The organism is Paracoccaceae bacterium (assembly GCA_033344815.1).
Taxonomy (GTDB): domain Bacteria; phylum Pseudomonadota; class Alphaproteobacteria; order Rhodobacterales; family Rhodobacteraceae; genus Roseobacter.
In genome coordinates, this window is sequence record JAWPMR010000001.1 from 3,855,209 (window position 1) to 3,875,658 (window position 20,450).

Genomic DNA, 20,450 nt, shown 5'->3' on the forward strand with positions numbered 1-20,450 from the left:
TGCAGGCGGCGGTGACTGGCCTGTTCGCAATCAGGCCAGTCGCGATTTTCCTTAGCGTCCTTGGCAGGTCAGCCGACCTTGAAGCCCCAAAGGCTGGTTTGATCGGCAAGGAAATACCCGTCAAATCCGCGCAACCGCCCCTGAAGTTCCACGCTATCTCCCGCGGCAAGCAAAACCATGCTTTGCACATTGAGCACAGTTTGTTCAGACACATGATCCCCTGTGATTTCGGCCAGTGATCCGCTGATCACATCCGCGCCATTCAAAACCAATCGCGCGCTCATGCGTGCTTGATCGGACGCATTTTGTTTGAAGGTCAGCGCAGCACCAAAAAAGTAGGAGCCTGACACGGGTGCAACGAATTGGTTTGCAGTGGCATCAAAAGCGCTCTGGTCGTTGAATTCAATCTGGTTGATCGCGATTTTGATCCAGGCATCCGCAGCAGCATAGTTGTCAAAGTTTGTCGCCCCTTTGAACCGAGGCAGATTGGGTTGATCAACAATACCGGTCTCCGCATCCACAATGATCCCGTCGTGGAACGAAATACCGTCCGCAGATGTAGCCAGGCGCAGGTTGTCGTTGCCAAACAAGCCGAAGAGCCCGCGCGTGCCAAAATCCTGTTGAAAAACGAAGCCTGTATCGTTGCTTGTGGTTTCCTTGTTCAGGGTGCTTATCATGCTGCCGTCGCCGCCGTCGCTCTGATACAGGCCCGTCCATAGAGCCGCATTCAGTTTTGCCGAAAAGGGCGTGGCGGGCAGGGAGGTCATCCCCAAACCAAAGGCTTCGATATCTTGTATCTCCGCACTTTCGAGATCTATCCAGTCTGCCCCGTCATGCACGATCAACGCTTCGCGCCCGGTCACGTAGGCGCGCCATCCCGCTTTCGGCGCGAAAAACTGCCACCCTCCGTTCTCAAACAGCGCCACATCGCCCTCATGGCCAGTCCAATCACCAGTTGGAGCATCCGCAATAATGTAACGATCGCCATCTGCGGGGACGGCCGGTGGGGTTGCCTGATCGTCTGCCATGACCCCTAATTGGGTGACTACGTCCAGTATGCGGAGCGCTTCGTTATGGGTGACATGCTTTTGGGCCTGACTCGGTTGAATGAACGGCAAAGACAGGCTGCTGGAGGTATCGGCCATTGGATTTCCCTGAGAAATTTTGATCAAGCCCGAAAATGCAGCAGTTCTCTTGCGGCGCGCTTAAAGCAGCGCACGGTCGGGTTAACAGCGCGCTTCGGGAGGCGATCTCCGGACTTCCAATTGCTTTGTTCGGTTTGTGCGAGTGGACCTCTGTTTTAATAGTTCTTGTTTCTTAAAGGAAGTTTCCATTCGCAGGGCTAGGCCAAGGTTTTGCGCAGGCCCATCTTTGAAATAGCGCTGATGAATCGATGGGGATGTGCGACTGCAATGCGCGATATGCTCACACCGGTGGGACCAGTCGCAACGAGCACGTAGTTAAAACTGGGACGTTTTCAGACCCCTCCCCCAAAAAGAGAATGTGCCAAAAACCCAGAAAAAGAACATCACAAGGCTTTAAGCCTGACCTGATGTCTGATCTCCGGTTGGATTATCCCGGGATGTCGCAAACCGTGGCGACACGGTGGCGCGCTTGAAGGTAGGAAGTCCCAGGCGCGCGTAGATCATGGCAAACACTCCGATTGGTTTGCCGCGAGAAACGTTCGTTTCTCAACCCGGGCATGCCCGGTGAAATCAAGTGGAAGCCGAAACCCAATACATACGAACGAATTCAGTGCGACGGAACTACCGGATCGAATTCAACCGTAGATGTTATCGATTGATTCGTTTGTCGGACGTTATTGAGTTCGCGTAGTTCATACCGATGGTTGCGTTGATTGGCATTGAGCTCCAATCGCTCGCCAATAGGATGTAAAATTCTGAAAATTCTTGTCTTGGGCTTTGGTTTGGATAGGATTTCTTAACTATTTTCAAGGTTCGAGGGAGTTAACAATATGCCATTTAAAAAAATCAGAAAAGCTTTTGCGGTCGCGGGGGTCGCCACTCTCGCATTTGTAGGCGCGCACGCGGCGTCCGCAGCGACATTCGATTTTGTATCAATTGCGGACAATGCGGGCGATGCAAATTACATTGGAGGAACGGAACTCAATTGGGGGGATACGGCTTTTGCCGCAGGTCTGACGATTGACGGTATCACTCTGATTGCTTCAGGCAGCAACGTGAACAATAATTTCGCGGATGCGTTTTTTGACAAGGGCACGGCTGGTCTCGGTGTTTGCTCGACTGTTCTTGGCTGTGCGACGGGCGGTCCTGGAAATACCGCGGATGACAATGTCAGTGCGTCGCAGGGCGGTGAAACTTTGACACTAGACTTCGGTACTGAAGTCAGCATCACGGACATTTTCTTCCGTGCCGCCGGTCATGGCGCGCTGACTGGATCACTTAACCTGAATGGAGGTGTTCTTGGTATCACCAACGGTTTCGCCACGAGCGGGCTTTCCTTGTTGTCTGGAGCATCTGTCTACGACTTTAAATACACAAACAGCGAATTCTACATCTCTTCGGCGGTAGTGTCGGCGGTTCCGATCCCCGCTGCCGGTCTCATGCTGTTGACGGCATTGGGTGGCCTGACAGCTGTCCGTCGACGCAAGCAAAAAGCGGCTTAACAGAGTTCAGCGCGTTGAAAAGATTTTAAGGGGCAGCCTGCAAAGGCTGCCCTTTTCGCGTGACTAGATTGCTGTGGAGCGGTCAGACTGCTATTCAGCTACACGGAACTGAACAGCGCAGGTGCATTATGATTGCGGATGTGCGGATGCCTGAATAGGCGTCATATAAAAGTGATATCGTCGTAAATACTGTGAGCGTTTTGCGTGTATAGATCTCTCGTGCATGCGCAGCTTGGACCGTTGGCGTTTTACACGTCCCCCCGGGGCGATCATCGCCGCGTCAACAGTATCGTTTCAAGCATTGGCTGCCGCCGAAAACCTGAACAAAGAGGATGCCAGACCGTGCTGGTGATCATCGAGTGCTTGCGTCGCCGCATGAGCGTTCATCGCAGGGGCAGTCCTTCAATCGTGTTCACATGGCAGATGTCAAAACACTGGGTACCGGCTACATCTTGTGAAAGCAGGCAAAGCATGCATTCTTTGGCCAGTATCCAAATGCTTAACGCATGAAACCCAATTGAAGGAACCCAATGCTCCAGAGCTTCCATGACCTTGCAAGAAAGATGCGGAATTGTAGGATTTGCGAAGGCCTGGAATTAGGACCGCGACCGATTTTTCAATTGGATCAGGGTGCGAAGATCCTCATTGTGGGACAAGCACCCGGCCGTATCACGCATCTGAAAGATCGTCCTTTTGATGACCCATCAGGAGAGCGTCTGCGTGCCTGGTTAGGTGTTACCAGAGAAACCTTTTACGAAGATCGAAGGATCGGTATCTTTCCGATGGGGCTTTGTTTTCCTGGAACCGGCAAAAGCGGCGACAATCCCCCGCGTGCAATTTGTGCTGAAACCTGGCGGTCCAAAGTCATGGCGGCTCTGGATCAGCTCGCACTGACAATTGTGCTTGGACGCTATGCGATTGAATGGCACTTGCCCGAGATGAAAAACAGATCTGTCGGCGACGCGGTGAAGTGTTCAGCAAAAGGTCAAAACGGTGTTTTCGTCCTACCGCATCCCAGTCCGCGCAATAACAGATGGCTCAAACAAAATGAATGGTTTGAGAGGGATGTCATCCCGCGTATGCGACACCGGGTCGCCGAATTGCTGGTTGAGCCAGACGTAAACAGTCAATGAAACGCATTTACAATCAGGCACAGGGCTGCACGATTGATTGCCCATACGGATATATTTTGCCTGGTATGCTGTAAACTTGGCTTCCAAGTCTTTCGGTTTCCGGTCTTGATTACTGGCTCATTGCAGCGCGCGATGTCATTTGGTTGTTTCGAAGAAAAAGACCAATCCTGTTTCAATACCTCTCAGGATTGGATGCCGAGGCCATGTTCACCTTGTGGTTCGAGGTAGTGCCGCATAGATCATCATTTGCGTGCAGCCAAAAAGGGGATCGGGATTTGCGGTGGACTTGCTTTCATGATTGGGGGAGTACACCCTGTGCATCCCAGACACACATGATGATATGCCATATCCTCGGACCTGGCTTGAGCGCGCGACGCCCATACACTCGAAGGTATTGAAGAACGCAATGATTGCTTGCTCCGGTCCGATCCTACATGTGCGGCACATCCGCATGAAAACCTTATGCCCGGGTTTGACATGAATGAACGCACACCGCTGGACGATGCGCATGCCATGATGGAGGCCGCTCCAGATGATGATACCGCCCGGTTGAGGTACTTTGAGCGTTTGGCCGAAAGTGAGCTGTTTTTGATGCTGGCGGCGGACGCTGCGGGCGGAAATCAGGTGACGCCTGAACTGTTTGAGGTCAATGATGCGCGTTATGTTCTGGTGTTTGATCGCGAAGAGCGGCTAGCACATTTTGCCGAACGACCCGCGCCCTACGTTGCGCTTTCTGGTCGCGTCATCGCCGGTATGTTGGCTGCACAGGGCATTGGTCTTGGGGTGAATCTGGACGTGGCACCTTCCGCCATTTTGCTGCCTGCAACAGCGGTGGACTGGCTCAACAGCACTCTTGGAAACACACCTGATGAGATCGAAGCGACTTTTGCGCAGGTCCACCCGCCGACCGGTCTGCCCGAAAACCTGATCTCTGCGATTGACGGCAAACTGGCGACGGCAATGGGGCTGGCGAAATGTGCTTATTTGATAGGAGTGACCTATGACACGGGCGCGCGGGGTCACGTTTTGGGATTTGTGGATGCAGTTGCGGAGGCGCAGGACGCATTGGCCAGCGCCGCAGCTGAGGCACTGACCTTTTCCGGCATTGAAGCAGGTGCCATGGACGTCGGTTTTTTTCGCGCCGGTGATCCGTTGACATCACGCATGGCGAAAGTGGGTTTGCGTTTTGACTTGCCGCAGTTTCAAGAAGCAGCAAGTCCAGCGATCCCGGCACCGGGGTCGGATCCGAGCAAACCGCCGAAATTACGATAAAAAGACACTGTGATCTTCACGACGCGATCACGTAGAAACGTCGCGTTTTCACAAGGGCGCGAGAGTATGCTTCAAAGGGTGCACAGAACGGTTTCGGTCGACTAAGTGTCAGTTGCGACAATGTCGTACAGAGTTGTATCCCTGCTGAACTGGAGCCCTAAATGAACCGTTTCCCTTTGAAAATTGCTGGTATTGCAATCGCCTTGACCATGGCCTCATCGGCTTGGGCTGGCGATCAATATGTCGACCCCACGGGCTTTGCTGTGTCTGGTTATGACGTGGTCGCCTATTTCGATCTGGAACAGAATGCTGTTGGCCAATCACAGCCTGCGGCTGTCCCAGGCAACAAGAGCATCACCTCGACGCACAATGGTGCGACATTCGCATTCGCGACGGAGGCAAATAAGGCAGCTTTTGATGCCGCGCCGGAAAAATATTTGCCGCAATACGACGGGCATTGTGCTTATGGTGTAGCCAAGGGCGGTAAAGTGCCCGGCAACCCGAACTTGTGGCGGATCCTTGATGGCAAACTCTATCTCAACATTACCCAAAATGTTGTTGGGTTCTGGGAGGAGGACATTCCCGGCAATCTCGAGCTTTCGGAAAACAACTGGGTCAGCATCGAAGCAGATCCAGCATCTGATCGCGCGATCCCACAATTCGAAAGTGCTGCACCGGTTGAATAGCTGTGGATAAAAATAACATGCCTGATCAGGCGTCAAAGACCTCGCCGCGCTTGTCGCGACGGGGCTTTTTGGCTTTGGGAGCTATTTCCGCTATTGCGGGTGGAGCCGTTGCTGCGCGCTGGTACAATATTTGGGCGGAGACGGGCGAGGGCGCGTTGACCGCGCCTGAGGCGCATTCTGCTGCGCTATCTGGGGATGTTTTGCTGATCGACATCCGGCGCCCTGATGAGTGGGCGTTGACCGGGGTGGGCGAAGGAGCAATCCCGCTTGATATGCGGCGTGACGACTTCATTGAAGCTTTGATGGTTGAGGCCGACAATGACACAGCGCGTGCTGTTGCCCTGATTTGCGCTCGCGGGGTGCGTTCTCGTCATCAGGGGGCAAAGCTGACGAACGCGGGTTTTGCCCGGATCATTGATGTGCCTGAGGGCATGCTCGGATCGGGAGCGGGTCCCGGGTGGATCAAACGGGGGCTCCCCGTCAGGGAAGTGGTCTGACGCGCTGCAATAAATAACTCCGCCTGCAACATATCATATAGCTGACTCTGGTGGTTCAAAAACGCAGCGGCGTCTTGGCCTTAGGAGGCAAGTAGCGCCATCATGGACGTCCGGCGCGCCATCGCTCGGATGTCACGACCCATGCCGGACCTTGTTTATTCAGCGGGAAAACGCGAGGCGCTCAGCAGAGCCTGTAAACGCAAGCGTTCGATACGCGCACGGCTCACAATACCCGGTTCACGGATTGTATTTGGGCTTTGCATTTTCAAACCGCTCGGCAAGGAACGGGGCAGGGCTACCGCACTCAATGCGGACAGGGGCACGGCAAGGCATAGACTGAACACAATCGGAATGAGCCAAAGCGAAACCAGACCTGCACTCAGACCAATCAGGAGCATCAGGCCAAGAAGAGTTTCCATCCAATGAAATCGGACGAGGGTCCCAAGCGGATAAGCTTGCGCGTGACGGGACTGGGCCACCCAGGTATCCGAACGCCCGAAGAGGGCGCGCAAGACGGCGCGGGTCTGCTGGATCATCATGATGGGTGCGTAGGCAATGGAAAGGAGAATCTCCACCACAAAGGCCATCAGAAAGGCACCGCGTCCGCCGTAAACCCGCGTTGCTTTTGGATGCAGCGCTATGATCCCTGCACCTACCAGCTTGGGCGTTAACAGCATGGCATACATGATGATCAGGAACACCGCAGAGTCGATATGACTCATTTCGGGCGGCCAGTCCGGGAAAAGCGGATTGGATTCATTAAAGTAACGCACCACGTTTGTCTCGGAATCCACGCCGAGTAATGCCCAGACGATGAGTAAAAAGAACCATGCCGGCGAGAGCAGGTAGCTGACGGCGCCGTGGAACAGATGAAACCGCGATACAGGATGCAACCCGGCGGTTTTCAGCAGCCGCAGATGCTGAAGGTTGCCCCTGCACCAGCGCTGATCTCGCAACGCATAGTCGATGAGAGTGCCGGGAGTTTCCTCGAAACTGCCCGTCACGCGGGGCAGAAACCGGACCCGCCAACCGGCCCGCCGCAAAAGACCGGCCTCGACAAAGTCATGGCTCAGGATCAGTTCTGCCTTGCCTTTTCGACCCCGTAAATAGGGCAACCCGGCTGACGCGGCAAAGGCCTTGGTGCGAATGATCGCGTTGTGACCCCAATAATTTCCCTCGCTGCGCGCCCATTTGGCCAGACCTTCAGCCAGTAGCCATCCATAAGCGATATTGGAGAATTGTTGCAGGCGGGCGAAGACCGTCTCAGCGCCAATCAACATGGGGAAGGTTTGGATCAACCCGGCGCGCGGATCAACGCTTAGCTCATCCGCCAGACGTTCAATGGCGCGGCCGGTCATCAGGCTATCCGCGTCCAGTACTAACATCGCCTCGTAAGCCGCGCCCCACCCGGTGATCCAGTCCAACAGATTGCCGACTTTCTTGTCGGAATTGGTCACGCGTCTGCGGTAATGAACGGCAAACCTATCAGGGGCCGAGCCAGACAATGCTGCAAATGCCGTCAATTCCGCTTGCGCAATTATGTCATCACGCGTGTCAGATAGCACAAAGAGTGTGTAGCAATGCAGGCTGTCCCGCCGCGCAAGGTCATCCAGCATCGCAGCAGCATTTCCGAAGACATCGCTTGGCACTTCGTTGTAGATCGGTACAAGCAATGCGACGTCCATTGGGACGATGTCGCAGCGTTGACGTGCATTCGCGTCCTCGCGCGCCAGCAGTCCCGCGATGGCCACGCCGACGGTACTGACGGAAAGCGTCACCCAGATGAAAGTCACGCCGATGAGTGTCAGCAAAACCCATTCCAGGCCTGTCATCCCCGCTTCGGCCAACCACCCGTGCATGCCAGCCACCAGCAACCCGGTTGCAATTACCGCCGGGACAAACAACGCAACACGCCATCCTAAGCTGCGTTCGGCCTGTTGATGCTTGTCGTCGCCCCTTGCTTTTGGAAACGCGGATAGGTCCTGAGCCCGCATACGCAAAGGCGTACGCGGAGGCATCAACGCTGGCAGCGTGTCTGTGTTGCCCATGTTATCTGTCACCCCGTGGTCCACCTGTAGAGCCAAACTTCACTCAGAGGCGCGCCATCCAAACGCAACTGCGCCCTGAATTCTATGTAGGCCGCATCCTCTGGTTCAAAGGTAAACGCCAACCGCGGCCCATTTGTTTCCGGATTTCTTTGTACAAGACCTGATGACAACGATCCTGAACTGCTGCGCAACACAATATCCAGTCGATCAAGGTCAGCAGGCACAAGAGCACCGTCGTCAAAATCAATTGTGACAATCTTACCGCCTTCAGGGCGCCCACCGATTGCCGTGTTCAGCACACGCAGGGGCATTCCGGCCTTGGGCGCAGGATCCTCGCCCCAGTCTAAAAGATAGCTCATCTTGTGACTTTGCCCCGCCGCAATAGGTGCGGCGGGTCGCCAGAAGGCAACGATATTGTCGTAGATCTCAAGATCAGCGGGGATTTCGACCAGCGTTACGGATCCTGGTCCCCAGTCTTCTTGCGGCGTGATCCAGGCGGAGGGACGTGAATGGTAGAGCGCCTCCAAATCAGCGAAATCGCGGAAATTACGCGCGCGCTGCATCAGCCCAAAACCGCGCGGATTATTATCTGAAAATGCGCTGATCTGAAGCGTTATGGGGTTTGCCAAAGGTCGCCAGATGGTTTCGCCCGCGCCGTTGTGAATCAACAATCCGTCATTGTCATGAACAGCAGGGCGGAAATCATCAAACCGCTGGCGCATCGTTTCGTCGAATAAAAACATAGATGTCAGCGGCGCGATTCCCACATGGTTCAGGTCCGAGCGTGCGAATATTTCCGCTGTGACAGACATGCGCAGAGCGTCTCCATGCGCAATATCAAAGCGATAGGCCCCGCTACAACTGGGGCTGTCCAACAGCGCATGAACGACAATTGAATCCGCACCGGGACGCGGCGTTTCCATCCAGAAAGCTGTGAAATCGGGGAATTCCTCGCCCATTGGGTCGCCTGTCTTGAGCGCCAACCCCCGGGCCGACAGCCCGTAGGTTTCTCCGGTGCCGATGCCGCGAAAATAGCTCGCGCCCTGAAAAACCGCATACTCCTGAAAGATACCGGGTTGTTCCAGCTCACCGCGCAAACGCAGGCCAGAATATCCCACTGTGGCATCTATTTCGACCTCTGGGAATTTGTCGGTCGTATCAAAGACGCCCATGTCGAAGGCGAGCGGGCGTGCCATGCCATCTTCGACAACGTTGATTTGAACCGCTTGTGGGAAGTAGAGGCCAGGCGGCAGGAAATCTACGCGCGCGGGGCGCTGAGACCCCTGCCACAAAGAGTTGCGGCCATCAAACCATATCTTGCGGTATTGATCATAACTCAAATTGCGCCAGCTTTCCGGAACCAGCGGGCGCGGTTGGTATTCGCTTGCGCCCAGCGCTTTCGCGTGTGCGCGTACGGTTTCGGCATTGAACGGCAAAGCGTCGCCCAGTTGTAAACCGGGTACGCCTGCGAAGCTGGCAGACGGTAGGACGGCCATTGTGGCCAGTGATTTCAGAACTTCACGCCGCAGCATCATTGCAACGCTTTTTTGCGCCAGGGCTGGGACTTGTACCACCCCGCGCCATAGGCAACCAGAACCAAAACCCCCATGCCGGCGAAATTCACCGCTACGACGGTCCAGGTATCGCGACCAAGGTTATCCATCACAAAGCCGCTGATCCGCGCAATGAACATGCTCGTGATGAAAACCGCCAGGGATTGCTGACCGACCTTAAGGATGATGGCGAGAATGTTTTGCCACAGGCGCGCCAAGCTTCCGTCACCGGTCGCCAGAAGACGCACGCCCTTGTCACCAGCGGCAACCCAGCACAGATAGGCAAGTGCCAGAAAGTGGATATACCGCAGGATCCCGAAATCCGATTTAGTAATCCAGATCGTATTCGCAATCCGCCAGTCCCGGGCCCAGTCAAAGCCAAATTCGCGGACGCCAATATTTGAGAGCGGGATATTCATGAGGACCAACGCCAGGGCCAGACCGATCAGCATCGGCGTCACGGGCGGTTTGGGCAACCAGCCCCGCATGAAGGCAAAACCGGAAAAGAATATCAGTTGCCAGCCAAACGGGTTGAAGAACCATTTGCGCTCTGACCAAGGCTCTGCGGGCAAGCCGAGATGAAAATCCTCGAGGCCAAGCTCAGCGAGCAAGCGGCGTTGCGCAAAGAACCAGACCAGGATCACAAGACCTGCAACCAGTCCCAGATGAATCCGTGACAGCGCCATGAGCAAGGGCATCATCATCAGTACGACCATATACATTGGTAATATGTCGAAATAGTTGGGCACATAGGTGAGCGTGAGCAGGCCCACAAGCTGCGGTCCCGGATCTGCAAAGAACTTCCACAGGTTCAATGTACCGATATACACCTTGTCATATGCACCGGTCATGTCGATGGCAGCAAGAAGTGTCGCGACGGCGAAGAACAACCCGATGTGCGCCCAATAGACCTGCCAGACTCTAAAACTGACACGGGCCGTGCCCAAGCGCCATCCTACGGTATCATAAGCGCGCCCAAACGCGATTGCTGACGCCATACCCGAGCAAAAAACGAATATCTCAGTCGCATCCGAAAAGCCCCAGCGGGCGGGAATCCACGAAGTGAAAAAATTGCCCGGCGTATGCGCAAACAGGATGATGAACATCGCAATGCCGCGAAAGAAATCCAATCGGACATCACGTTGCCTGACCACGGGCGCCGCCTGCGCTGACGTACCAGCGCTTGGCGGTGTAATCTGAGAGGGGTCAGCAAGTGTCATAAGCGGTCTTTATGCTGTGTCCAAAGAAAAGTCATTAGTTTGCTGGTACTACTGTGCGGGGATCCGCCGGGCGTCGTTCAGTGACGCTAGACGGGTGGTTGTGAATCGGTCCTGGCGCCCCGCGCGACGTGCCAATCGATCCAGAAGAACAGTTTCGGTTTGCTCATAGCGCCCCGCGCGCAGACCTGCGTCAATTGTGATCCTCTCAAACACGTCCCGTTGCGCGTGGCTGCCCCCAATAGTCTGTATTGTCGAGCGGACGGATACCAGATCGGCAAAGGCGGCGTCATAGCGCCCTTCGGCAAAGGCATTTAGGCCGGAAAGCGCGCCCAAGCCGGGATCCTTATAGCGTTGCGGCATTTCGCCGGTCTTTGCTGCGTCGCGCGTGAAACGCTGCATCATCGCTTTTTTCGCCTCGGGACGATCAGCTCCCGTCAGCGCCAGCATGTAGTGCAGATCAGCAAACACCACGCACCCGTCGTCGGTCCGATTCTGCGCCAGATCTGCCAGCTCGTCCCAACGGGGACCAACGTCAATGCCCTCCAATTCTAAGCGCACAAGTAGCGAAGTCGCATTGGAGATGTCACGGTAATCATCGGTTTTATCGGCTCGGATCCGTGCATCATACAATCCCAGAGCGGTGTCTAGCTGCCCCTGATCCATATGTAGCAAAGCCTTATGCCACCACACGTGGTAGCGAAAATTGTTGCAATGGTCCCATGCACTTGTGTGTGTTTCGATCAGTTCGATACCAAGGTCAGGGCGCGCCGTCATGTCATAGACATGTGTTATGGCGTGGAGCCCCCATGAATCGTCGGGCGCAAGCTGCAACCCCTTGCGACCAACAGCCTCTGCCTGCTCATACGCGCCGGTTTCTTCAAGGGCGAAGGCGTGACACCCCAGCAGGTACCCACGACACGCGTGATCTTGTTCATGCGCATCAAGGACACGCTCGATGGAAGAACGCATGCCCTGCGCATCACCAAGAATGAACCTTATTGCGTGGCTGACTTTAGCGCTCAGCGTATCTGTCGGATGCTTTGTCATAACATCTTCCATCGCGGCGATGGCCCCGGACGGGCGGCCAGCCAGCCAATGATCCAGCGCATCGACCCAGAGTATTTCACGCGCAGACGCTGGTGAATTTGATAAGGCGATACGGGCAGAGGTCGCCGCTTCTTGCGCGACAGATGTCAGTTCGGCCCGACCCATCATGAGTGAAAACAGGCCGCGTGCTGCGTGCCCCATGGCAAAATCAGGATTGCTTTGCATGACGGCTGCCAGATGGGTGGGCGTTGCTGTACCATGAGCCAGAAAGGCGCGGATCATTCTGTTCCAGTCTTCCACAGCTGAAGGCGTGGAGAGGGACACTGGGCTTTGACAAATGTCATACATCATTAAGATCGCACCTTTTTCAACAAACTGATCAAACGTTTAACGCAATATCAGTATGTACGCAGGCTGATGCGCGGCGAAACACGCCAACGTGAAGGGGCGTGTTGAAACTTTGCCATTATTTCAGCAATTCAACCCTGGAATAGGCGGATTAAGGCCGAATTCTGACAGTTGTTTCACTCCGCTTTGGGCGTGATGCCAAACATTTCAAACACCAGCTGCGTGTCCTGCCCAAACCGGGGCGGGGGGCGACGGTATTGGACGGGCGTGCGGGAAAATTTCAACGGATTACCCAAGAGATCGACCGATCCCCGAGCCGTGCTCTGCACAGGAATGGAAACGACGCTGTCCCGTGCTTTGGACTGATCGGAGTGGAGCGCTTCGGCAACGGTATGGATCGGGCCCGCCGGTACCTTGACGGCATGACAGCGCTTTAGGACCTCGTCGCATGACAGAAAAGAGAGGGCGTCATTGATCAGCTTGCTCAAAGCTACCCGGTTCTCAATACGCGCAAGGTTTGTGGTGTATCGGCCATTGTCCGACACGCCATCCAGCCCCACGGCATCACAAAACCGCGCGAATTGAGCGTCATTGCCGACAGCGAGCAAGATATGTCCGTCAGCGCAGGGAAAGGCATCATAGGGCACGATATTGGGGTGCGCATTGCCCCTGCGTTCCGGCAAATTGCCAGAGGTCAGGAAATTGGTGCCTTCATTGATGAGCCACGCCATTTGCGCATCCACAAGGCTCAGGTCGATATGTTGACCATCGCCTGTTGCATCCCGGTGTCGCAGTGCCGCGAGGACCCCGATAGTCGCATACATGCCGCACATCACGTCCGCGATGCCGACACCGACTTTCATGGGAGGTCCGTCAGGCGCACCGGTCAATGACATGATCCCGCCATAACCCTGCGCCATCAGATCATAACCCGGTTGGTCGCGGTTCGGACCGGTTTGACCAAAGCCCGAGATCGAACAATAAACGAGGGCAGGGTGCGCCTTGAGCAGTGTCGCGTGATCTAACCCGTATTTCACCAATCCGCCGGGTTTGTAGTTTTCCACGACCACGTCTGCGCGCGCGGCAAGGTGGCGTATGGTGTCCTGTCCCTCGGGCGTGGACAGATCAACAGATATTGAAAGCTTGTTGCGGTTGGCCGCCATAAAATAAGCCGACAAGTCAGTGGGTTGTCCCTCTTTGCCCATCGCATAATTTGGCCCCCAGCCTCGGGTGTCATCACCGCTGGATTTGGGGTTTTCCACCTTGATTACGGTGGCCCCCAAATCTCCAAGCATCTGCGTGGCAGTGGGACCTGCCAAAATACGGCTCAGGTCGAGAACGACCAATCCGTCCAGCGCCATTGGGGTGTCAGATGCGGCCATCATAGGCTCCGCGTTCAATCACGGCTGCAATGACGGTAAAGGTGTCTGCGGTCATCGCGGTTTTGAGTGATGCGGCCAAGTCTTCGCGGTTGTGCACGGTATGACCTGCCCCGCCAAATGCGGTGCCCATGGCCGCAAAATCATGTTTGGCAAAATCCACACCACGGTTCTTCATCTGACGCGAGCGTTGTTTGAGTTCAATCAGCGACAGCGAGGCGTCGACAAACACCAGGATGATGGGTTTCAGGCCGAGTTCCGCCGCCGTCGACAACTCCCCGGCGACCATCAGGAACCCGGCGTCTCCGCAGAATCCAATGACGGGGCGATCCGGGGATGCCAGCTTTGTGCCCATCGCAAGCGGTATCGCACACCCCATCGTGCACAGGGCCGTCGATTGTGTCAGCCCTCGCGGCTCGTAACACTGCCACATCTGGCTGAGCAGAATGCGATGAGCGCCGCTATCTACTGTTGCGAGTGTATCGCGTGGCAAAACTTCGCGGCAGGTGTCTATGACTGCTGCTGGACCCCAATCGTCGTCCGCCGGAAAGGCCGTTGTCAGAGCTGATTTCGTAGCTTCAACAGCGCCATCAGGCCATGTCTCGCGGGGTGCGATGCCTTCGGAAAGGGCGGCCAGACTTGCGGCGCAATCGGTGATAAAATTCAGGCCGGCCTGATGCATGTAGTGGTGATTGGGTTCAGCGGTAATGTCGATGACGCGCTGCTGTACTGGGTTCCAGACATTGCGCCATCCCGTGCGCATCTCAATAGGATCATAGCCGACGCACAGGATGAGATCAGCCTTTTCGACCAACGGCAGCAGGTGTCGGTCCGCGAGCGGGGACAGACCCGCGCCACCAAGTGCGAGCTCATGATCCTCCGCCAACAGACCTTTGGCTTTATATGTTGTAATCACCGGCACATTGAATCGTTCGGCAAAGGAAACAATTGCTGCCTCGGCCCCTTCGACCATTGCATCCAACCCAACAATCATGACCGGGCGCAAGGCGTCAGTCAGCCAGTCGCGGGCGGTCGCCAGATCCGCTCCTGAAGGCGCGGTTGTAGAGCTTTTCGATCGCGTCGGTGGCGCGGTGGCAGGAACCTGTGCATCTGCGACAGCAATGGGAACGTCGATGTGCACCGGCCCGGGGCGTCCTTCGGTGGCAATGGCAACGGCCTTATCAATGATGACGTGTGCCGCTCCCGGCACCAGCGAGAAACTGGCCTTTGTGATGGGGCGAAAAACGGCCTGCTGATCCAGTACCTGATGCGTATAAGTCTGTGCTTCATCCGGATCAACGGCGCCTGCCAGAATGATCATTGGCACACGATCCTGATGCGCGTTTTCTACTGCATTCACACCATTCAACGCACCAGGACCAACGGTGGCCACAAGGATACCCGGTGCGCCCGTTCGATGGTAAGCACCTTCCGCCATAAACGCAGCGGCGTTTTCGTGTTTCGCCAGAATAAACTCTATCCCGGCGTCTTCCAGCGCATCAACCAAGGTCAGAACTTCGCCACCGGGCATCCCAAATGCGAAACGGCACCCTTCGGCATAGAGACGGCGTGCGACTGCATCTGCTGCCCTGATCGTGGATTTTGATGGCATTTTTACGTTCCCGTTCGCAAGTTCCTCGCAAGGTCATAAACGATGCAGAGCGGAGCGCAATTCACCATTGCGTTCGAAGTATTGCAGAACCCAAAAACCCGCGCAGTCCGGCGCGGGTTTTTGGGTTTCTCATCTGCTTGCTTGCCTGTTCAGCGACGGCGATCACGCCGGGATGACATTGGCTGGAAAGCTACGCCAACATGGGCCTCGCAATAGGGTTTGCCCTGCTGCACAGGCAAGCCACAGAACCAGAAGTCTTCGGTTGCTGGATCCCCGACGGGCCACTTGCATGTTCGTTCAGTCAACTCCATCAAGCTCAGCCGCTTCGCTTTCTTCTCGATTTCAGAGACTTTGGCGAGGGCCTCCGGACTGATTTCGTTCGCAGAAGGCTGTGGTGGCAGTGGCTGGCCAGCGGGGATGATCTGTTTGCGCGCAGGCAAAGTGCGCGGCACCGGGGGGGCATCTGTCTTGGCTGCCGGTGCTGCCGGTTTTGGTGCGGGCTTTGGTTTCGCTTCCGGTTTTGGTGCGGGTTTTGGTTTGGCGTCTGTCTTGGCAGTAGCAGAGGCAGTTGCACGATTGGACAAACCCAGGCGATGAACCTTGCCGATGACCGCGTTACGCGTCACACCACCCAATTCTTTGGCGATCTGGCTGGCGGATTGTCCTTCGCCCCACATCTTCTTGAGCAGTTCCACGCGATCGTCAGTCCACGACATCAGCCATTCCCTAAGTTAAAAGCGGTCCTGCTGTGCGCGGACCGCTTTGTATCTATCGTCAGCGCCCTATTCTAATCACTAAAAGCGGAGTTACAAGCGGTGAACGCAGGGTCAGTGTAGCCCTTTTCAAAGCTGTTGCTATGCCCTTGCTTAATACGAGCCTAAAACATGACCCTCAGATGGAACGGTTTTGTGCTCGGTAAGAGTGATCTGCTCGGAGAAAGTACCAAACAGGAGTAGTTCATTAAACACCGCGAAAAGCGGCGCTGGAAAAGAGTTCTTAGTTTTGCGCGCGGGTGCGGTTTCCTGTTTTTTGCGTAAGCAACAGGAACGCAGGGAAGCTGCCAAACTCGGATTGAAGAATGTGTTAACGATCTCATCTGCCTGTCGGAAGAGAGGCGGGGCCAACATCATAAGAACATGGGTAAAACTGGTTCGATCCATGCGACAATCAGCGGCAACTCTGGAATGGTCATATACGTCCGCAAGAAAGCCGCAGCATTGATCACCTAAATCTTTGCAAAGGTAAGACGTTCGTTTTGTCCGCCATGGCCTCAAGAAGAGGGCCGTTATTTCGCCATGCGAAACTTGGTCAGACAGTGTATACATTTGAAAAAGCTCGTGGCGTTCATCCAAAACAGCGCGGTACCCCTAGGGATTTGTATTGGATTGAAGGACAAGTGGGCCGAGCGCCCGAAGTTTTCGCCGATTGATCGCAGAAAAACAGCTTTGCAATCCGGCCGCCATGCAATAGGAGGAAGGGATGACCACACTGGCAAATAATTCGATCCGACGACGCACACGCGCCTGACCCGGCCGCTGTGATACTGCGCCTGAAGGCGTGCAATTTCCCAACTTACATTATTGACCTGCCTGCCAGCCTCATGCACGTTCCGTGTTCTTGCCGCAGGCTTTATCCCAAGGAAGATCCGATGATCCCGACCCTATTGCCGACGTATTCCCGCGCTCCCTTCAGCTTTGAAAGAGGCGAAGGGATTTGGCTGATCGAGGCAGACGGGCGACGTTTTCTTGATCTGGGTGCGGGGATTGCGGTGAATGCATTGGGGCATGCCCATCCGACACTCGTTCAGGCACTGACAGACCAGGCGGGCGCTTTGTGGCATACATCGAACCTCTACCAGATTCCCAAGCAACAGGAGTTGGCGGATAAACTCACCGCGCATACTTTTGCCGATACTGTGTTCTTCACCAATTCCGGAACAGAAGCCTGCGAGTTGGCTGTGAAAATGGCGCGCAAATACTGGTTTGAAAAAGGCCAGCCGGAAAAGACCGATATCATCACGTTTTCGGGCTCTTTTCATGGGCGTTCTTCTGCAGGGATCGCCGCCGCGGGCTCTGAAAAAATGACCAAGGGTTTTGGGCCACTCTTGCCCGGGTTTGTGCATCTGGAATTTGGCGATCATGACGCTTTGACCGCGGCGATCACCCAAAACACGGGCGCAATTCTGATCGAACCGGTGCAAGGCGAGGGCGGTATTCGGCCAGTACCCGATCAGTGCCTGAAGGGATTGCGCGATCTCTGTGATGAGCATGGTATTCTGTTGATCTTTGACGAGGTGCAATGCGGTGTGGCGCGGACTGGCAAGCTTTTTGCGCATGAATGGTCCGGGATCACACCAGACATCATGATGGTGGCCAAGGGAATTGGCGGTGGATTTCCGATTGGGGCGCTGCTCGCAACAGAAGAGGCAGCCAGCGGCATGACCCTTGGTACGCATGGTTCGACCTATGGCGGTAACCCATTGGGATGCGCTGTGGGATGTGCGGTTCTGGATCATGTCACCGCGCCAGGATTTCTGGAGGACGTCAACCGAAAAGCGGGCCTGATGCGGCAAAAACTTGAAGGGCTTGTTGCGTCTCATCCTGACGTTTTTGAAGAGGTGCGCGGGTCGGGGCTCATGCTCGGGGTCAAATGTAAAATGGCAAATACCGATGTCGTGAAGGCGGGTTATGACCAATTGATCCTGACTGTGCCCGCCGCCGACAATGTAATCCGGCTCTTGCCACCTTTGACGATTGAAGATGATGAGATTGCCAATGCAATTGATCGTTTGGAGGCTGCCGCAATATCGCTTTCCGCTGCCTGAACCACACATATACCCCTCGCGGTTTTCACGCGCGAGCCAGTTTTTATTGAGACCTAACTATGAACCATTTTCTTGACATTCACTTGACGGATTCTGCCGATTTGCGGCGGATCATTGACTCCGCTGTTCACATGAAATCGGCGAGATCGGGACAACCACGCGGGGCATTGGACGCTGACCAACCTCTTAAAGACCGAATGGTGGCGCTGATTTTCGAGAAACCCTCTACGCGAACGCGGGTGTCTTTCGATGTAGGCGTACGCCAGATGGGTGGGCAGACGATGGTTCTCTCCGGCAGTGACATGCAGTTGGGTCATGGTGAAACCATCGCAGATACGGCGCGCGTGTTAAGCCGTTATGTTGATCTCATCATGATCCGGACCTTTGATGAAGCTGTGCTGACGGAAATGGCGGAATTCGCCACTGTACCGGTCATCAATGGGCTGACAGATCGCACACATCCTTGCCAGATAATGGCGGATCTGCTCACGTTTGAAGAACACCGAGGCCCGATCAAGGGCAAGAAAGTAGTCTGGTCGGGCGACGGCAACAATGTGTGCGCCTCATTTCTGCATGCAGCTGGGCAATTCGGTTTTGATTTTACATTCACAGGGCCCCCAACCTTGGATCCGGAGCAAGAATTCGTCGATCTGGCACGTTCCAAGGGATCGAAGGTGGAAATTGAGCGCGATCCGGTCAAAGCGGTTCAGGAAGCGGATCTCATCGTGACCGATACATGGGTGTCGATGCACGATGCGCAATCCGCTCGAGAACGGCGCCACAATCAACTGAGACCCTACCGCGTGGATGCCCGGCTGATTGCGCAAGCCAAGCCGGATGCTTTGTTCATGCACTGCCTACCGGCACATCGGGATGATGAAGTCACGTCAGAGGTCATGGACGGCCCGCAGTCCGTCATTTTTGACGAGGCCGAAAACAGACTACATGCGCAAAAAGCCATCCTGCGCTGGTGTCTTGAAGTGTAGCCGTTTTAAAGGTCTCGTAAAATCTCTTTGAGCTCAGGCTCTTGGACACGTGATGCAGCTTCGTCCTGGGAGAACCATTGGCGCTCGCGCTGGTGGTCTTCGGGATAGGTTTCCGAAAGAGTTTCCACTTCGGCCAAATAGACCTGCGCCTGTATCGGGGTGACATCGCCACTCGACCGTTTCTTGTCGTAGTCATAATGCCCGACCGGTTTTGTCTCAACGTCTGCCGATTTGACGCCAGCTTCTTCCCAAGCTTCTTGCAATGCAGCTTGCGGATCATCCAAACCTTTGATTGGCCATCCTTTGGGCACGATCCAACGGCCTGTACCGCGGCTGGTGACAAGAAGCACCTTCTTTCCCGCTTTTGTGTCGCGATAGCACAACGCAGCGACCTGCCGCTCGCGCTCGGGGCGCTGGAAGATACGCACGGCGTTTTCAAGGGTCGTTTTTACGATGTTGATCATAGCGTTTTTGTTTTTCTGCCTGCTTTTAAACCACTGTATTTGAATTACTCAGGGATTTCAAATCATTGGGCTGTGATCTGCATGTTCTGAGCTTCGACTGTTTTCAGAGGATAAGCAAAAAGTTCAAATTTTCTGTAAACGACATCACACAGAGTGCGCGACAGGTTCTTCAATCAGCCTGACGTCAGCGCGTGACCCGGATTGCCAACCACGCGGGCGCCGGGGGGAACATCTTTAGTGATGACCGAGCCCGCGCCGACGATTGCGCCTGCTCCGATCCGCACGCCGGGCATGACGATAGCGCCGCCCCCAATCCAGACATCAGCCTCCAAAGTCACTGGAAACGCGCGCTCGATGCCTGCGCGTCGCTTTGAGGGATCGCGATGATGATCGGCGCAGTAAATCTGAACATTTGGACCCAGCATGCAGTGGGATCCAATGTTGACGGGCGCGCTGTCCAGTATGGTAACGCCCGCATTGAAGTAGACGTGATCCCCCAAGGTTGTGTTGCAGCCATAGGACGCATGGAAAGGCGCCTCGATGCAGCATTCGGCCCCTATTGCCTTGAACAATGTCATGAGCGAAGGTTCGATGAGCCCGCGTAGCGCCGGTGTGGATGTATTGTGAGCATGAACCGCGTGCCGCGCGACGTTGCGCAAAGCCTCCAGCTCAGGCACCAATGCGTTGTACCAGTTTCCACTCACCATCTGCGCCAGAGCTGATTGTGTCATCCG

The 20,450-nt window shown here is 55.2% G+C and carries 17 protein-coding genes; 7 read left to right on the forward strand and 10 right to left on the reverse strand.

All coding sequences use genetic code 11. The features are described from left to right. Nucleotides 1-68: 68 nt before the first annotated feature. Entirely contained in the window at nt 69-1,145 is a 1,077-nt protein-coding gene (locus tag R8G34_17980) for a DUF2793 domain-containing protein (GenBank protein ID MDW3224740.1), read from the reverse strand. An 830-nt stretch (nt 1,146-1,975) separates the two neighbouring features. Here R8G34_17980 and R8G34_17985 point away from each other — a divergent pair. The 5 genes from R8G34_17985 to R8G34_18005 all read left to right on the forward strand — a co-directional run bounded on the left by R8G34_17985 (nt 1,976) and on the right by R8G34_18005 (nt 6,235). Continuing rightward, a complete protein-coding gene (locus R8G34_17985) occupies nt 1,976-2,647 on the forward strand; it encodes a VPLPA-CTERM sorting domain-containing protein (protein MDW3224741.1) in 672 nt (223 codons plus the stop codon). Between the two features lie 563 nt (nt 2,648-3,210). Then, nucleotides 3,211-3,780 (forward strand): uracil-DNA glycosylase family protein, encoded by a 570-nt coding sequence (locus tag R8G34_17990; GenBank protein ID MDW3224742.1) that lies wholly within the window; start codon nt 3,211-3,213, stop codon nt 3,778-3,780. 477 nt (nt 3,781-4,257) lie between these two features. Further along, a complete protein-coding gene (locus tag R8G34_17995; protein ID MDW3224743.1) occupies nt 4,258-5,052 on the forward strand; it encodes an SseB family protein in 795 nt (264 codons plus the stop codon). A gap of 161 nt (nt 5,053-5,213) precedes the next feature. Next, entirely contained in the window at nt 5,214-5,738 is a 525-nt protein-coding gene (locus R8G34_18000; GenBank protein MDW3224744.1) for a YHS domain-containing (seleno)protein, read from the forward strand. A 17-nt stretch (nt 5,739-5,755) separates the two neighbouring features. Further along, nucleotides 5,756-6,235, forward strand: coding sequence for a rhodanese-like domain-containing protein (locus R8G34_18005; GenBank protein MDW3224745.1), 480 nt, complete (start codon nt 5,756-5,758; stop codon nt 6,233-6,235). Nucleotides 6,236-6,390: 155 nt separating this feature from the next. On the opposite strand, the gene mdoH is transcribed toward R8G34_18005, so the two are convergent. The 7 genes from mdoH to R8G34_18040 all read right to left on the reverse strand — a co-directional run bounded on the left by mdoH (nt 6,391) and on the right by R8G34_18040 (nt 16,158). After that, entirely contained in the window at nt 6,391-8,283 is a 1,893-nt protein-coding gene (gene mdoH / locus R8G34_18010; protein MDW3224746.1) for a glucans biosynthesis glucosyltransferase MdoH, read from the reverse strand. A gap of 8 nt (nt 8,284-8,291) precedes the next feature. Then, complete coding sequence (locus R8G34_18015; GenBank protein MDW3224747.1) at nt 8,292-9,815, reverse strand: glucan biosynthesis protein G; 1,524 nt, start codon at nt 9,813-9,815, stop codon at nt 8,292-8,294. Further along, complete coding sequence (locus R8G34_18020; protein ID MDW3224748.1) at nt 9,815-11,056, reverse strand: OpgC domain-containing protein; 1,242 nt, start codon at nt 11,054-11,056, stop codon at nt 9,815-9,817. Before R8G34_18020 ends, R8G34_18015 begins: the two co-directional genes overlap by 1 nt. Nucleotides 11,057-11,104: 48 nt before the next feature. Continuing rightward, nucleotides 11,105-12,451 (reverse strand): tetratricopeptide repeat protein, encoded by a 1,347-nt coding sequence (locus R8G34_18025; GenBank protein ID MDW3224749.1) that lies wholly within the window; start codon nt 12,449-12,451, stop codon nt 11,105-11,107. Between the two features lie 176 nt (nt 12,452-12,627). Beyond that, entirely contained in the window at nt 12,628-13,833 is a 1,206-nt protein-coding gene (locus tag R8G34_18030; GenBank protein ID MDW3224750.1) for a CoA transferase, read from the reverse strand. Then, the gene (locus tag R8G34_18035; protein ID MDW3224751.1) at nt 13,820-15,442 is read right to left on the reverse strand and encodes a thiamine pyrophosphate-binding protein; all 1,623 of its coding nucleotides are present in this window, start codon (nt 15,440-15,442) and stop codon (nt 13,820-13,822) included. The genes R8G34_18030 and R8G34_18035 overlap by 14 nt, the downstream gene beginning before the upstream one ends. Nucleotides 15,443-15,591: 149 nt before the next feature. After that, complete coding sequence (locus tag R8G34_18040) at nt 15,592-16,158, reverse strand: GcrA family cell cycle regulator (protein ID MDW3224752.1); 567 nt, start codon at nt 16,156-16,158, stop codon at nt 15,592-15,594. A gap of 932 nt (nt 16,159-17,090) precedes the next feature. Here R8G34_18040 and R8G34_18045 point away from each other — a divergent pair. Further along, complete coding sequence (locus tag R8G34_18045) at nt 17,091-18,266, forward strand: aspartate aminotransferase family protein (GenBank protein MDW3224753.1); 1,176 nt, start codon at nt 17,091-17,093, stop codon at nt 18,264-18,266. A 59-nt stretch (nt 18,267-18,325) separates the two neighbouring features. After that, the gene (gene argF, locus R8G34_18050) at nt 18,326-19,252 is read left to right on the forward strand and encodes an ornithine carbamoyltransferase (GenBank protein ID MDW3224754.1); all 927 of its coding nucleotides are present in this window, start codon (nt 18,326-18,328) and stop codon (nt 19,250-19,252) included. A gap of 5 nt (nt 19,253-19,257) precedes the next feature. Here argF and R8G34_18055 read toward each other — a convergent pair whose 3' ends face one another. Next, the gene (locus R8G34_18055; protein MDW3224755.1) at nt 19,258-19,716 is read right to left on the reverse strand and encodes an NUDIX hydrolase; all 459 of its coding nucleotides are present in this window, start codon (nt 19,714-19,716) and stop codon (nt 19,258-19,260) included. A 173-nt stretch (nt 19,717-19,889) separates the two neighbouring features. Next, on the reverse strand, nt 19,890-20,447 hold the full coding sequence (locus R8G34_18060) for a sugar O-acetyltransferase (protein ID MDW3224756.1): 558 nt from the start codon (nt 20,445-20,447) through the stop codon (nt 19,890-19,892). Nucleotides 20,448-20,450: the final 3 nt, after the last annotated feature.